The sequence below is a fragment of the Paraeggerthella sp. LCP19S3_G8 genome (assembly GCF_052119225.1).
In the GTDB taxonomy this organism is placed as follows: Bacteria; Actinomycetota; Coriobacteriia; order Coriobacteriales; family Eggerthellaceae; genus Paraeggerthella; species Paraeggerthella hominis.
Genome location: NZ_JBQKFQ010000003.1, coordinates 1 through 12,801 on the forward strand (window position 1 = coordinate 1; position 12,801 = coordinate 12,801).

Genomic DNA, 12,801 nt, shown 5'->3' on the forward strand with positions numbered 1-12,801 from the left:
CCGCACAGGCGGTCGAGCCGTGCGGGCGCGTGGGCGCGGCGGCCCGGCCGTCCGCCTGTGCGGGCGTGCCCGGCCAAACCGCCGCCCCAAGCGGCAAGACAAGCCGACGGGCTAGGCAGCAGGAATGCGAAAGCCCAGATACGGGATTCCTCCGAACCGGCCATGGTAATCCGACCCGCCCGTGCATATCAATCCGTAGCGTTCGGCCACATTCGCACAGCGCGCATGATCGATGGGCGTGTGGTCGGGGTGGAACCGCTCGATACCTCCCAAACCGCATTCCGCAAGCGCCGGAACCATATCGTAGCTATCCAGCTGACCGGGGTGCGCCAAAACAGCCAGCCCCCCGTCCTCCACGATAGCCGTCACGGCATCGCGCGCGTCCACGTACGCGATATCGCGATCGCAGATGCCGCCGTTCTTGAACAAGCTTCGGTACAGCGCGCGATAGGCTGCGGATACGTACGGCTCATCGGTGAGCGCCGCCATGATGTGCTGCTTGTACAACGCCGTGGAAGCGCAGCCCAGCGCAAGGGCCTTCGACACATCGACACGATAGCCGGCCGATGCCAACCGATCAAGCTGCCAAAGCGAATTCGCGTTGCGACGCTCGAGCGTGGGCGCGCACAGGGCCTCCACCGCTGACGCCCCCTCGTGCAGTCCCAAGCCCAGCACGTGCACCTTGCGCATGCGCTCGAAATCGTACGCGCTTATCTCCACGCCGCCCACCACGCGAACATCCAGTCGCTCTCCCAGCTTGGCTGCCTGGTCAAGCCCTCGCGTCGTGTCGTGGTTCGTGAACGCCACGCGCCCAATGCCGCGCTGGCGCGCCTGCTCGAGCACCTCCTCGAACGTGTCCGAGCCGTCCGAAACGGTGGTATGCACATGGAGATCTTCGATCACGCCATCATCCCTTCCTGCATGTTGAACTCATGATCGCACAACCCCTCCATGAATTCGAGGTCGTGGAAAATGCCGAGCATGGTGGTTCCCTCGGCTTTGAGCTGCTGGATCAGATCGCGCACCTTCAGCTTCGACGCATTGTCGAGCGATGCCGTGGGCTCGTCGAGCAGCAGCAGCCGGGGGCGCTTGATCATGGCCGCCGCAATGTTGAGCCGCAGCTTCTCGCCTCCCGAAAACGTGCGCGGATACAGTTCCCACAGCTCTTCGTCCAAGTCGAAGTGGCGAAGCATCCGCTCGGTTTCCGCCTCCGCCCGCTCGCGCTCGGTCGCGCCGTAGGCTTCCAATGCGCTTCTCAACACGATGTCGCGCGCGGTTTGGCGCGGCAGGGCATTCAAGAACTGGGACACGTAGCCCAGTTCGTAGGAGCGCAGATACAGCATCTGGCGCTGCGTAGCCTGGGCGATGTCCACCAGGCCGAAGCGCGCGGAGTCGTACAGGATGCGCCCGTGCTCAGGCAGGTTCGTGCGCCAGATGCAGCGCAGGATGGTGGACTTCCCGCTGCCGCTGCGACCGGTGATGCCCACGAACTGACCGGGGGCGATGGAGAACGAGATATCGTGGCACCCCTGGATCCTCCGGTCCACCCGATGGAGCAAAAACGACTTCGACAGGCCCTCGATTTGAAGCAAGGGAGCTGCGGAAGCTCCCTGGACGACCGTGCATGGCTCCAGGCCGTCGGAACGCTCGACGGTCATGCTACATCACCTCGACGCACGCGGCGCGGGGTGCGCGAACAGCCTTGTCGCACTCGGCAAGGTCGCGCCCGTACCCGCACGGCTGATCGGGATAGTGCGAGCGAAACACGGAATGACCGCCCACGAACGCGCGCGTGACCACCGGCATGGTGCGCTTGCCCGCGCCTTGCGCCAAGCCGGTCGAGGTGCCGCCAGCGCTTTCTCCGCAGGAGATCTCGCGCACCAGCAAGATGTCCGCGCGCTTGCCCACGGCAAGGGAGCCCACCTCGTCCGCAATGCCCGCAGCTTTCGCGGGATTGATGCTGACCAGGGAAAACGCTCGCGCGATATCCAACCCGCACCGATCGCGCAACGTGAACACGGCATCGAGCAGCGCCGCCGGATAGTAATCGCTGCACAGCACGTCGATCGCGCCGGCCTGCACGGCCTCGCGTGCGCTCAGATTGCCCGAATGGCTGTGGCCCAGCATGACGTTGGGCGCCCCGGCAATCGTGTGCATGCCGCGCGCCCGCGCCTCGCGAGCGATGTCGAGCGAAATGGGGAACTCGGAAATGGTGGCCTCCAAGCCGTCCATGAAGGCAAGCTTCTCCACGCTGTCGTCGTCGTGCGAGGCAATGGAAACGCCGCGCTCGCGCGCAATGGAAGCCAAGGCGGTGATCTGGGCGTACGTCATTTTCTGGCTTTCCTGCTGCTGACGGACGATGTCGCGCACCTCGTCGTCGGAAACGTCGCGGTAGCCTTTGAGCGTGTCGCCGAACACCAGCAGGTCACGGTACTGGCCCTGGCCGGGGGTGTGATCCATGAACGACACCAGATCCACTTTGCCCGAACGCAAGAACTCCTCGATGTCGTCGTACAGATCCACCGAGTCCAATTCCACGCGCATGTGCAGGCGGTGGCGAATGAGGTGGTCGCGCTCTTCGCCGCCGCGCAGCGCCGCCACGCGGTCGATGAGCGCGCTCACGTTTCCAAAATCGCGAATGGGCTTGTGGTCGAAGATATGCGCCCCGTACACCGAAAGCGAGTGGAAGATGGTGGTCACGCCGTGCGACACCAGCTCGCGGTCGGCCTTGTACAGCGACGTGCTCAGGTCCATGACCACGCTCGGGCGCGGCGAGGCCACGTTTTCCACGTAGTCGGAGTGGATGTCGATCAGCCCGGGAGCCACGTACGCGCCGCGTGCATCGACTACGGGAAGCACGCCGACGACGGAATCGGGCTGCGCGTCGAAATCCGACACGCTGGAAGGCTCGATGGAAGCGATGCGCCCATCGATCACGACAACGTCGTGATCGGGCAATACGCGATCGGCGCACACCACCGTGCCGCCGCGGATGATGCAAGAGCTGTTGTCCATGGAAGAATTCCTTTCGGGAGTTGGTCGGGCAGGAGCGAAGCGACCTGCCCATGCCGCCGCCAGGCGGCATGCGGGGCGTGCTGGTTGGCGTAGTACGTCAGCGAGGGAGCTTCCCGGTGCCCGAGATTGGCGCGAAGGCTCGAGGAAGCGTGCTTTTGCACGCGACGAGGGCCTGGAGCGCCAAGATTGGGTGCCGGGAAGCTCCCGCAGCGTCGGGCGGTTCCCGCGGGCGGCCCTCCCCCCCCGGAACCCGCTGCTCGTCAGAGCAGCGAATAGACGAGCTGCTGGGTGTAGGCATGCTGGGGATCCTCGAGGATCTGGTCGGTCAGGCCGCTTTCGATGACGCGGCCGTCCAGCATGACCAGGGTGCGATCGGCCAGCATGCGGATAACGCCCAGGTCGTGGCTTACCACCAACATGCTCACGTTGAAGTCGCGCCTGATCTGCTGGATAAGATCGAGCACGGCGGCCTGCACGGACAGGTCGAGCCCCGTGGTCACCTCGTCGAGCAGCAGGATGGGCGGGTTGTTGGACAGGGCCTTCGCAATCTGAACGCGCTGCTGCATGCCGCCGGAAAAGTTGCGCGGCGGCTCCACCGCGCGCGCCTGCGGTATGTTCACGCGCTCCAGCAAGTCCTCGCCTCGTGCGCGCATGGCGCCCACGTTGCGGCTGCCTGCGGCTATCATCTGCTCGGCAATGTTGGACAAGCTGGAAAAATCCATCCGCAAGCCCAGATACGGGTTCTGATACACCATGCCGAACACCGTGTTCCGAATAGCCCGACGCTGCTGCGACGACAAATCGAACAGGTTGGCGGCGCCACCGTCGTACGGCAGTGCGCGAACGTCGCCCGACGTTGCCTCCTCGTCGAAGAACAGGCACTTCATGAACGTGGACTTTCCGCTGCCGGACTCGCCCACCACGCCCACGATCTCGGCGGGGAACACGTCCAAGCTCACGTCGCGCACCGCATGCACCGTACCGCAGCGCGGGCACACGTTGCGCTCGAGCTGCGCCGAGGAATCCAGGCAATACGCGCAACCGGAGCCGAACCGCTTCGACAGGTGGCGCACCGACAAGCTGGGCGTTTCATCTGCGCCGAAGTGCTGCGCATCAAGCATGGGGCGCTCCTTCCAAAGAATCACTGGTCGTTCGCAGAGTCAGCGAGGGGTCTTCCGGTGCCGAAGATTGCGGGGAGAGCCCGACGAAGCGTGCTTCTGCACGTGAGGAGGGTTCGGAGCCGCAAGGTTCGGTGCCGGAAGGCGCCGCAGCGTCGGGCGGCTTCGGCGGCTGGCAAGCCGACGAAGCGCAGAACGCGGTGTCGTTGCACTGGTAGAACACGGCGCCGGTTTCCTCGTCCACCAACTCGTCCAGGTACACGTTCCGAGCGCCGCACAGGCGGCACTGCTTGCCGTCGAAGCGCTCCACCGCGAAGGGATAGTCCTCGAAATCCAAGGGAGCGACGTTCGTGTAAGGAGGCACCGCGTATATCTTCTTCTCGCGGCCTGCACCCAGCAGGGTCAGGTGATCGGCCTGGTGAAGCTTCATGTTGTCGAAACGAGGAATGGGAGACGGGGCCATGACGTAGCGATCGTGCACAAGCACGGGGTGATCGGCGCCCGTCGTGGTCATGTTAAATCGCACGATCTGGTCGAACAGCTCCAGCCACGCGCCTGTGTAGTCGGCTTCCGCATGCAGGCGCCGCGTGACGGCCTCGCTCGGCTCGAAGCTGCGCAACGGCTCGGGCGTGGGCACCTGAAGCACCAGCACCTGGTCTGCGCGCAGCGGCTGCTCGGGAATGCGATGGCGCGACTGCACCAGCGTGGCCTCTTCGGTAACGTCGGTGACCTCGACATCGGTGGTGTCGGCCACCAGCTTCTTGATGTTGACGGCGTTCACGCTGTCGTCCGACCCCTGGTCGATCACCTTGAGCACGTCATCGCGCCCGATCAGGCTGAGCGTGATCTGCAACCCGCCCGTGCCCCACCCGCGTCCGATGGGCATTTCGCGCGACGCGAAGGGCACCTGATAACCCGGGATGGACACGCCTTTGATGATCGCGCGGCGGATCTCGCGCTTCGACGCCTCGTCGAAAAACGCGTAATTATAGCGCTGCTGCATCGGCAGGCCCCTTCCCTTCCTCGCGCGTGCCGCGCACGCTGGACAGCTTCGATTGGAACGTGACGTAGTGCGGCAGCTTGAGGTGCGAGATGAACCCCGTAGCCTCCACGCCGTCCACGTGGTACAAAACGAACTCCTCGTCTTCAGTGGGATAGCGCGCATCGCCCAGCTCCAAGCAGCGATCGAGCACGCTCATGGCGATGGCCTTGGTCTCGGCGCGGCCGAACACGCAGCCGTAGCCCACGGCCAAAGACAAGCCGGCCGACAGGTTCGCCGCCTCGTCCTCATGGGACATGAACACGCTTTCGACTTCGGTAAGGGGAACCGACCCCAGGTAGTACGCGTCTTCGGCGCCGCCCGCCTCCAGCGGGTGATCGACCGACACCGCAACCGTGCCGCTGCGCAACTCGCCCACCGTGGGATGCGCGGGCCCGAAGCCGCGAATGGCCGCGTACCCCAACGCCTCGACGGCCTGCGTCATGCCGCGCGCAAGCGTTTGCAAGCGCACGGAACGCGGCGCGGGAAACGTGAGCGGGACCATGGTGGCGTCAACCGGCGGGGTATCATCGCATCGCACGGGTTCGACCAGTCCTTCGCCGCGCAGGTAATCCAAAACGCGCGGAAGCGCAGCGGGAAGCATGCCGTCTACAGCGGCAGTTGCGGCGCAGGCATCCTCGTCGAAGTGACGCAGCAGCTCCGCGCGCTTTTCCGCAAGGACTTCCTCGTCTTCGGTCTCCAGGTCGAACGCGAGCAGACGATGGCTGTAATCGCGCGTAGCGCCAAGAACCTGACCTCCCGGAACGTCCTTGAACGCCGCCGACACCCGGCGATTCGCGCGCATGCTCCCCGTATCGATGGGCCGCGAAACGTACGGCCGCTCCAGCGTCGAGCGAAATGCGCGCAGCAGAAACACCGCTTCATCGGGCGATCCTTGCGCCTGCTTGAGCGCAAGCGCCGCCAAGCGCGGGGCGTACAGCGACGCCTCGCCCATCACCTGGTCGATCAGGTCAGGAAACGTGCCCTCGATCTGGTCGGTTCCCCACGCTGCCGAAGAGCTGACGCGTTCGAGCTCAAGCAGCTTGAGGCTTTCCTCGATGGCCTTGCCGCCGCCGCGAACCGCAACGTATCCCATTTAGAGCACCCCCTTGGCGTCGAGCTCGCCAACGCACGTCACGCGCGAGCTGCGGGGAACGGCCACCACGTTGCCCGAAGGATCGACCAGCACCATTTCCACGCCGCACGGAAACTCGTCCTCGCGCGCCGCACGGGCTTCGGCCCAACCGATGCGGTCGATGGCAAAGCGGTTCGCATCCCGCACGCCCGGCCCGCGCACCTCGACAGCAAACATCGCCGGCTCAGTGCGCTCGGTCGCAGCGGAAGCCTCCGCGATACGCGTGCAGCCCATGAGCAGGGTGGCTCCTTTCTCCGGGGCCATCAGCGTTCCGCGGCACGACTCCAACACGGCCTCGGCTGCCATGCGCGCATCCGCACGTGCCGGCACGATGACGAAACCGGCGTCGCAAACGGAAGCGCGAGACGCATGCGATTCGCTGGTCACGTACGCGGCCAGGGCATCCGGCTCCACATCGGCCACGGCGAACGTCACCGCCTGATCGACGAACAGCCGCACGATCGACTCAAGCGCCGGATCCAGAGCCGTCGGGCGCGCAGGATTGTCGGGCGCGGCCTCGACGCGATGAACGGTACCCGGGTACGCGAACGCGTCCAACACGCTGCGAAACGTCCGCTGCATACGATGCAGATCCGCATCCTCCCTGATCATCATGCTTCTACCTCCATGGTCGAGAAATCCACGCGCGTGGCAGCTACGCGGCGCGCATCGGCTGCGTCTCGCTCGGCAATGCGAGCAAGCTCATCGACAAGCCGAGGCTCCCAGCGCTGCGCGCGAGCCGCGCCCGCCTCCCCGGAAAACGCCGCATCCACCACGGCCAGCTCGTAGGCGCGGCAGCGATCGCTTCCCAAGACCAGCCCCAAGCCAACAGCGTTCCCCATGCGCACGCGGCACGACGTTGCCAGCGCTTCGCCCAGGTAGAACAGGGTTCCTTGCGCCGTCTCGCGCACCTGCATCATCACCAGCTCTTCGCGAGGGTCATCGAGCACGACGATGGCGCCCGGCGCCGCATCGCGCTCGATTTCGCACACGATAGCCCGCGCCAGCGCAGGGTCGCCCTCCACGAGAGCGCGCGTGCGTTCGTATCGCTTCAAAGTCACAGCATTCCTTTCATCACAAGTTGAGTCTCAACCACCACGAACCCAGCGCAGGCGAAGTTCACCGCTGCACGATATAGCGCTTCCGCAGCTTCGTAGCCACCACTTCCAGCACCACCGCAACCGCCAAGCACAGGTACACGATCAGCCCCACCTCATGGATGTTGTAGTAGAAGCTTCCCGCCAAGAACAGCTGGTAGCCAATGCCGCCCGCGCCCGCCACGGCCCCTACGGCCACAGCGTTCACAAAGTTGATCTCGAAACGGATGAACGTCCACGAGAGCATTTCGTTCACTTTTTCGGGCACCACGCCCCGAAACACCACCTGCCACCACGAAGCCCCGCTCGCGCGCAGCGCCTCCAGCACGCCGGCGTCCACCTCTTCGAAGCTTTCCGAATACGCTTTCACCAAATACGCCACGCTATGAAACAGCAAGCCGGTGACCGCCGCCTCAGGGCCCAGCCCGATAGCCACCGAGAACACGAGCACCCATAAGATGGTGGGAACGGCGCGGGCCACGCTCATGAACACCTTGATGGCGTTGCTTACGGCTCTGCTTGACAGGTTCGACGCAGCCAGAAGGCCCAGCACGAACGCGATCACCGCGCCGATGAACGTCGTAAGCAGCGCCAAGGCCAACGACACGAACAGCCCCTCCATCACGTCAGGCAGCGTGAAGTGCCCGCCAAGCCCCGGCTGCAGCATCATCATGAAGAAATCCTCGACAGCGGCAGCCATTGCAGCGAAGAACGAGACCTTGCCGTAGTCCATGGTTGCCAGGGCGTATACGGTCACGACGGCCAGAACGCCCAGAACCGTGTACAGGGCTTTGTTCGAAGCGCTGGCCACATGGGTCTTGATCTTGCCCGAACGCGTAACGCGCGCACCGGCCACCGCAGCCGAAGCCCCGCCTCCGAAGCTCCCGTCAACCGAGGCGGCGGCCCCAGCTCCAACGCCCCGCATGTCGGCAGAAGCCCCGTGCACGTAGCCCGCGTCCTCCGCAATGGACGAGGCCATCGCCTCCGCAGCCACCTTGTCGGCGTTGCGCATCATATAATCTTCCTCCTCACGTAGTTCGACGTGAGCTCGCACGCCACAACCGCCAGAATGATCGCCAGGATCACCAACCCGGCAACGTCGTAGCGAAAGCTCTTGTAGTACACGTCGAACACGAAGCCGATGCCCGTTCCCGTCAAAAGGCCGATGAGCGTGGCATCGCGAATGTTCGTTTCGATCATGTACAGCACCCAGCTGACAACCGACGTGATGCTCATGGGAATGACGGCCTGCGCCACGATCTGCCCGTAGCTGGCCCCCGCGGCGCGCAACGCCTCCACGGGACCAGAGCCCATCTCGTCGATGCTTTCCAAAAAGCACCTTGTCAAATAGCCGAAGCTGGTCAAGAACAGCGCGAAGAAACCCGTGAACTCGCTTTGCTTGAACGAGAACAGCAAGATGAACGCCCAGGCAACCACCGGAATATTGCGAAACAGCGACGCGATAGCCCTCACCGCAAGGGGAATCGGACCGCCCACCCCCACCGATCGAGAGCCCAAAACCGCGCATACGTACGCCAGGATCGCCGCCGTGCAACTCGACGCGATCGAGGCCAGCACGGTCGATGCCAAAGCGGGCAGAATGGTGCCCAGCTTCTGAAGGGACGAGACCGACGGAACGAACTGCGTGGCCATCCATACGAACCCGCCCGGAACGTCAAGCACCGCCTGGATGAAATCGAATCCGACGTAGGTGCCTGACAGCGCGCCCAACGCAAGAAACACTGCAGCGGCCGCAACAAGGGATGCGGTGCGTCGCAGGAAGAAGGACCCGTCGTACTGACCCCGCGGAACAGCACGATGACCGCGTAGTTTTGCGCGCACGGCCGCAACGGGCGCACGTCTGATAGCGCGATCGATCATGCAGCCTCTCCCGTCGACTCGTCGGACAAGGGCTGCGCCTTTCCACCCGCACGCGACGCTTCGCCGCGGCCGGATTCGTCGTCTTCGCCTGAATCGTAAATGTCGGCAATGATCTCTTCGGTCAGATCGGCAGGGGAGCCATCGAACACCAGCTGGCCTTTCTTGAGGGCCACGATGCGATCGGAGAACTCGCACGCGAAATCCACCTGGTGCAGGTTGACCAGGCAGGCAACGCCCAGCTCGTCAGCAGCCCAACGCAAGTGCTCCATCACGGTGCGAGAAGACTTCGGATCCAGGCTGGCAATGGGCTCGTCAGCCAGCATGAGCAGCGGGTCCTGCACCAGCGCACGGGCAATGCCCACGCGCTGCTTCTGTCCGCCGGACAGCTGATCGGTGCGCGTATAAGCGAAATCCGCCAAGCCCACCTGGTCGAGAATCTCGAACGCACGGCGCTTCTCTTCCTCGCTGAACAGGCCCAGCATGCCCGCAAGCGTAGACTTGTAGCCCAAACGGCCCTGCAACACGTTCTCGATGGCGGTTGCGCGATACACCAAGTTGTAGTGCTGGAACACCATCGCAATACGACGGCGGCACGCGCGAAGTTCGCGACCTCGCACGCCCGTCACGTCCCGACCGTCAAACAGGACCGACCCTTGCGTAGGGTCGATCAGCCGGTTCACGCATCGCAGCAGCGTGGACTTGCCCGCGCCCGAGCATCCGATGATGCTGACGAACTCTCCCGGAGCCAGGGAAAGCGACACCCCGTCGAGCGCCTTCGACCAACCGTCGTAGCTCTTCGTCACGCCGCGCAGATCAAGCAGGTTGTCGGATCGATGCTTCGCCTGCGCAGGCGAAGCGCCCGCCGATGCGGGCGCCCCCGGCGCAACGGATACGCGCGCGTCAAGCATTACTCCGCCCCGCCCAGTTTGCGAATCGGCTCGTACCACGCATCGTCGGTCTTGACGAATCGGGTCTTCTCAGATTCCTTCTTGAACAGGCCCTTTGCGCCCTTGTCTTCAGGATCGATGAAGATCTGCTTGTTGCCGGCAACCGCACCGGAGCAGAAGTGCTCGACGATCTTCGTGCGATCGTCATCAGAGATCGCCTCTTCGTTGAAGCAGATGGGCGAGTTCAAAACCGGCGTGAGCGCGATGATGGTGAAGCTTTTCCCGCGCACCGTGTCCATGGGGGCCTCGGCGTTGTCCTTCGCCTTGTATACGGCACCGATGCTGTTGGGCTCGCCGGACACGAGGTCAAGGTACATGTCCACGTCAACGTCGTCAAACGCCGCCGCCTCGGCGTCGCCCGAAAGCAAGTTCACCACCGAGCCCACGTGCGAGTTGCCGAACAGCACTTCACTGAAGAACTTGCCGGCCTCCAGCAGCTGGTCGGAGCTGTCCAACCCGAACTCTTTCACGATGCCGCTCGACGGAACCTTGAAGCCCGAAGTGGACGTGGCCGACACGAACGAGAAGGACTTGCCCTTGATGCCCTCGATCGAATAACCGCTTCCTTTCTTGTACTGCTCGACGTCTTCGGTGCGCACGCAAATGCGGCTGTAGTAGCAAGCCCCTTCAAGGCCGCCGTCCTTGTCGCTGTTGGTGAACGCAGCCTGCACCTTGGGGTTCTTCTTGTTGGCCTGCACGTAACCTTCGGGGCCCAAAAGGGCCATTTGAGCCTTGCCCGAAGCGATGGACTCGATGGCCACGTTGTAATCCGTGGTGGTGAGCAGCTTCGCTTCGCGCCCGCACGCTGCCGTGATGGCCGCGCCGATAGCCTCGCGCGAGGAGGTCATGTCAGCCGAAGAGTTGTCAGGAAGCCATACCATCGTGATAGGTTCAGCGGAGGACCCGCCGTCGGTCTGCGACTCGGAGGAGCCCGCAGCCGCGCCGCTTCCGCCAGCCGTGCAGCCCGTCATCGCGCCGAACATGCCCGCCATCGCAAGCGCAGCACCGCCCACTACGAACTGGCGCCTGCTCAGAAACCCTTCTGCCATGCTTTCTTCCTTTCGCGATTCCGACACCCGCGTGTCGGATGGTTTCGTTGTTGCGCGCATCGGGTCTCCGGTGCGCGCAATCAATCGTACGGAAGGCAGGTAAAAGACACTTCAGGCGCAGGTAAAGAAGCTCCCAAGTTCAAGCAAGGAAGCTGTCAGATCCGGGCAAAGGACCCGTAAAGAAACCTGCGGAAAAGGCGGACAGCGGCGCTTCTTGTGCCGAGCAGGGTCCCGCGCCAAGCAGGGTTCCGAGCCGAGCGGGATCCCCGTATCAGACAGGCCCCGCGCCAAGCGGCGCTTCCCGCATCAAGCAGGCGTCGCCCTTTTCCCGGATCCCGGAGGCGACTCTCGCACCAACGCCCAGCCGCCACCGATACGCGCACAGAAAACGAGGGTCTTGGCACGAAATCGCGGGTCTGCGTCGTCTCGCCGGGCTATCGGCTGCGGTTGTTTTGAGCAGTTGCACCAACAGGCCAGCTCAACAAGCCGCAACAGATTCGGCAACGATCGAAGGCATTTCTCAAGGAGCGCAGATCCGCAATCCCGTGCCAAACTGGACGCCAAACCCAGAAAACATGCGGGGCCTTAACGCAGTACGGCCTCGCGCAAGCGGTAATGCGCCCGCGTGAACTCGGGATCCTTGAACCGCAGTCTCTTGCCCGTCATTTGGGCAATCAGCACAGCGATTTTGAACAAAGCTTCTCCACTGGAAATCTGGCCGTTAGTCACCGTTATCACGGTCATCCCCATAGACACCAACGTGTTGCGGCGCTTCGAATCGCGCGAAATATGCTGAGCGCCCGTATGACATTCGTCGGAATCGTATTCGACGCATACGTTAACCCGCGGCCAGCACAAATCGCAAACGCAGTACCCCTGAGACGCACTGCGACGAAATCGCATAGGAACGTCGATACGATAGTTGAGGAAGGGTTTTTCGATGCCGTAGCCTCCCAAACGATACGGCAAGCACAACAGCAGGTAGAGAGCCGATTCCCGAGGAGACGCCGAACCGTCGTTCATATAAAGCAACGCCTGGGCGGCTTTTTTCCGGCCCCGCACTCCAGCAGCGCCTTCGACAAACGCCTTCAACTTGGAAACGCAGGTAAGCGGGGACAGGTTATATTCCGTACCGCCCTCTTTGCGCTGAGCGTAGGTGCCGCACAGCTCCATGCCTTGATACACAAGCTCCTCCAAAGAAAGGTCGCTTGCCATCAGAAGAAATAGAAATTCCGGCGAGGGGGCCAGTACGCCATTCCCCACCTGCACAAACGAGCCCTTCGGAAGAGGGCCGCTCCACAACCGCCCCGTCAACAGCGAAGAACGCGGACGCGCGGAAGGGCGGGATACCAGCACCTCGAAAGGCGGATGACATTCGGAAGGCAGTTGAACGCCATCCGGCAAAACCGGTCGCTCGCCTTTTTCCAACGTGCGCTCGGCGCGCGAAGTCGCATCGCGGCGAGCGGAGGCGTTTCGAAAAAGCAGGCTCCGATCGCTGCGCCAAAACTGCAAGGCAGTTC

General features: G+C 63.5%; 13 protein-coding genes. All 13 read right to left on the reverse strand.

Annotation, left to right across the window (positions count from 1 at the left end; genetic code table 11):
- Window positions 1-111 precede the first annotated feature (111 nt).
- The 13 genes from phnPP to ACTQZK_RS03695 all read right to left on the reverse strand — a co-directional run bounded on the left by phnPP (window position 112) and on the right by ACTQZK_RS03695 (window position 12,550).
- A complete protein-coding gene (phnPP, locus tag ACTQZK_RS03635) occupies window positions 112-903 on the reverse strand; it encodes a phosphoribosyl 1,2-cyclic phosphate 1,2-diphosphodiesterase (protein WP_225749565.1) in 792 nt (263 codons plus the stop codon).
- Complete coding sequence (locus ACTQZK_RS03640) at window positions 900-1,658, reverse strand: phosphonate C-P lyase system protein PhnL (protein WP_225749566.1); 759 nt, start codon at window positions 1,656-1,658, stop codon at window positions 900-902. The genes phnPP and ACTQZK_RS03640 overlap by 4 nt, the downstream gene beginning before the upstream one ends.
- Before the next feature lies 1 nt (window position 1,659).
- Window positions 1,660-3,015: an alpha-D-ribose 1-methylphosphonate 5-triphosphate diphosphatase gene (locus ACTQZK_RS03645; RefSeq protein ID WP_216529205.1), complete on the reverse strand. Its 1,356-nt coding sequence runs from the start codon at window positions 3,013-3,015 to the stop codon at window positions 1,660-1,662.
- Between the two features lie 260 nt (window positions 3,016-3,275).
- On the reverse strand, window positions 3,276-4,136 hold the full coding sequence (locus ACTQZK_RS03650) for an ATP-binding cassette domain-containing protein (RefSeq protein WP_216529204.1): 861 nt from the start codon (window positions 4,134-4,136) through the stop codon (window positions 3,276-3,278).
- A complete protein-coding gene (locus ACTQZK_RS03655) occupies window positions 4,129-5,136 on the reverse strand; it encodes an alpha-D-ribose 1-methylphosphonate 5-phosphate C-P-lyase PhnJ (protein WP_418830196.1) in 1,008 nt (335 codons plus the stop codon). The genes ACTQZK_RS03650 and ACTQZK_RS03655 overlap by 8 nt, the downstream gene beginning before the upstream one ends.
- Window positions 5,120-6,268, reverse strand: a complete 1,149-nt coding sequence (locus tag ACTQZK_RS03660) for a carbon-phosphorus lyase complex subunit PhnI (protein ID WP_441898526.1) — start codon at window positions 6,266-6,268, stop codon at window positions 5,120-5,122. Before ACTQZK_RS03660 ends, ACTQZK_RS03655 begins: the two co-directional genes overlap by 17 nt.
- The gene (gene phnH, locus ACTQZK_RS03665; protein WP_114566607.1) at window positions 6,269-6,922 is read right to left on the reverse strand and encodes a phosphonate C-P lyase system protein PhnH; all 654 of its coding nucleotides are present in this window, start codon (window positions 6,920-6,922) and stop codon (window positions 6,269-6,271) included.
- Window positions 6,919-7,368 carry a phosphonate C-P lyase system protein PhnG gene (gene phnG / locus ACTQZK_RS03670; protein ID WP_428420267.1) on the reverse strand — a complete coding sequence of 150 codons (450 nt, stop codon included), beginning with the start codon at window positions 7,366-7,368 and terminating at the stop codon, window positions 6,919-6,921. The genes phnH and phnG overlap by 4 nt, the downstream gene beginning before the upstream one ends.
- A gap of 58 nt (window positions 7,369-7,426) precedes the next feature.
- Window positions 7,427-8,419 (reverse strand): PhnE/PtxC family ABC transporter permease, encoded by a 993-nt coding sequence (locus ACTQZK_RS03675; RefSeq protein WP_428420269.1) that lies wholly within the window; start codon window positions 8,417-8,419, stop codon window positions 7,427-7,429.
- On the reverse strand, window positions 8,416-9,285 hold the full coding sequence (locus tag ACTQZK_RS03680; protein WP_441898529.1) for a PhnE/PtxC family ABC transporter permease: 870 nt from the start codon (window positions 9,283-9,285) through the stop codon (window positions 8,416-8,418). The genes ACTQZK_RS03675 and ACTQZK_RS03680 overlap by 4 nt, the downstream gene beginning before the upstream one ends.
- A complete protein-coding gene (gene phnC, locus ACTQZK_RS03685) occupies window positions 9,282-10,193 on the reverse strand; it encodes a phosphonate ABC transporter ATP-binding protein (protein WP_114566611.1) in 912 nt (303 codons plus the stop codon). Before phnC ends, ACTQZK_RS03680 begins: the two co-directional genes overlap by 4 nt.
- Complete coding sequence (locus ACTQZK_RS03690) at window positions 10,193-11,281, reverse strand: phosphate/phosphite/phosphonate ABC transporter substrate-binding protein (RefSeq protein WP_441898532.1); 1,089 nt, start codon at window positions 11,279-11,281, stop codon at window positions 10,193-10,195. Before ACTQZK_RS03690 ends, phnC begins: the two co-directional genes overlap by 1 nt.
- 585 nt (window positions 11,282-11,866) lie before the next feature.
- A complete protein-coding gene (locus ACTQZK_RS03695; RefSeq protein ID WP_428420633.1) occupies window positions 11,867-12,550 on the reverse strand; it encodes a DUF559 domain-containing protein in 684 nt (227 codons plus the stop codon).
- Window positions 12,551-12,801: the final 251 nt, after the last annotated feature.

What these genes read in the sequence shown, in the direction of transcription:
- ACTQZK_RS03690 (WP_441898532.1), bottom strand. Translation starts at nt 11,281, where the DNA reads ATGGCAGAAGGGTTTCTGAGCAGGCGCCAGTTCGTAGTGGGCGGTGCT.
- ACTQZK_RS03650 (WP_216529204.1), bottom strand. Translation starts at nt 4,136, where the DNA reads ATGCTTGATGCGCAGCACTTCGGCGCAGATGAAACGCCCAGCTTGTCG.
- ACTQZK_RS03645 (WP_216529205.1), bottom strand. Translation starts at nt 3,015, where the DNA reads ATGGACAACAGCTCTTGCATCATCCGCGGCGGCACGGTGGTGTGCGCC.
- ACTQZK_RS03675 (WP_428420269.1), bottom strand. Translation starts at nt 8,419, where the DNA reads ATGATGCGCAACGCCGACAAGGTGGCTGCGGAGGCGATGGCCTCGTCC.
- phnH (WP_114566607.1), bottom strand. Translation starts at nt 6,922, where the DNA reads ATGATGATCAGGGAGGATGCGGATCTGCATCGTATGCAGCGGACGTTT.
- phnC (WP_114566611.1), bottom strand. Translation starts at nt 10,193, where the DNA reads ATGCTTGACGCGCGCGTATCCGTTGCGCCGGGGGCGCCCGCATCGGCG.
- ACTQZK_RS03680 (WP_441898529.1), bottom strand. Translation starts at nt 9,285, where the DNA reads ATGATCGATCGCGCTATCAGACGTGCGCCCGTTGCGGCCGTGCGCGCA.
- ACTQZK_RS03655 (WP_418830196.1), bottom strand. Translation starts at nt 5,136, where the DNA reads ATGCAGCAGCGCTATAATTACGCGTTTTTCGACGAGGCGTCGAAGCGC.
- ACTQZK_RS03660 (WP_441898526.1), bottom strand. Translation starts at nt 6,268, where the DNA reads ATGGGATACGTTGCGGTTCGCGGCGGCGGCAAGGCCATCGAGGAAAGC.
- ACTQZK_RS03640 (WP_225749566.1), bottom strand. Translation starts at nt 1,658, where the DNA reads ATGACCGTCGAGCGTTCCGACGGCCTGGAGCCATGCACGGTCGTCCAG.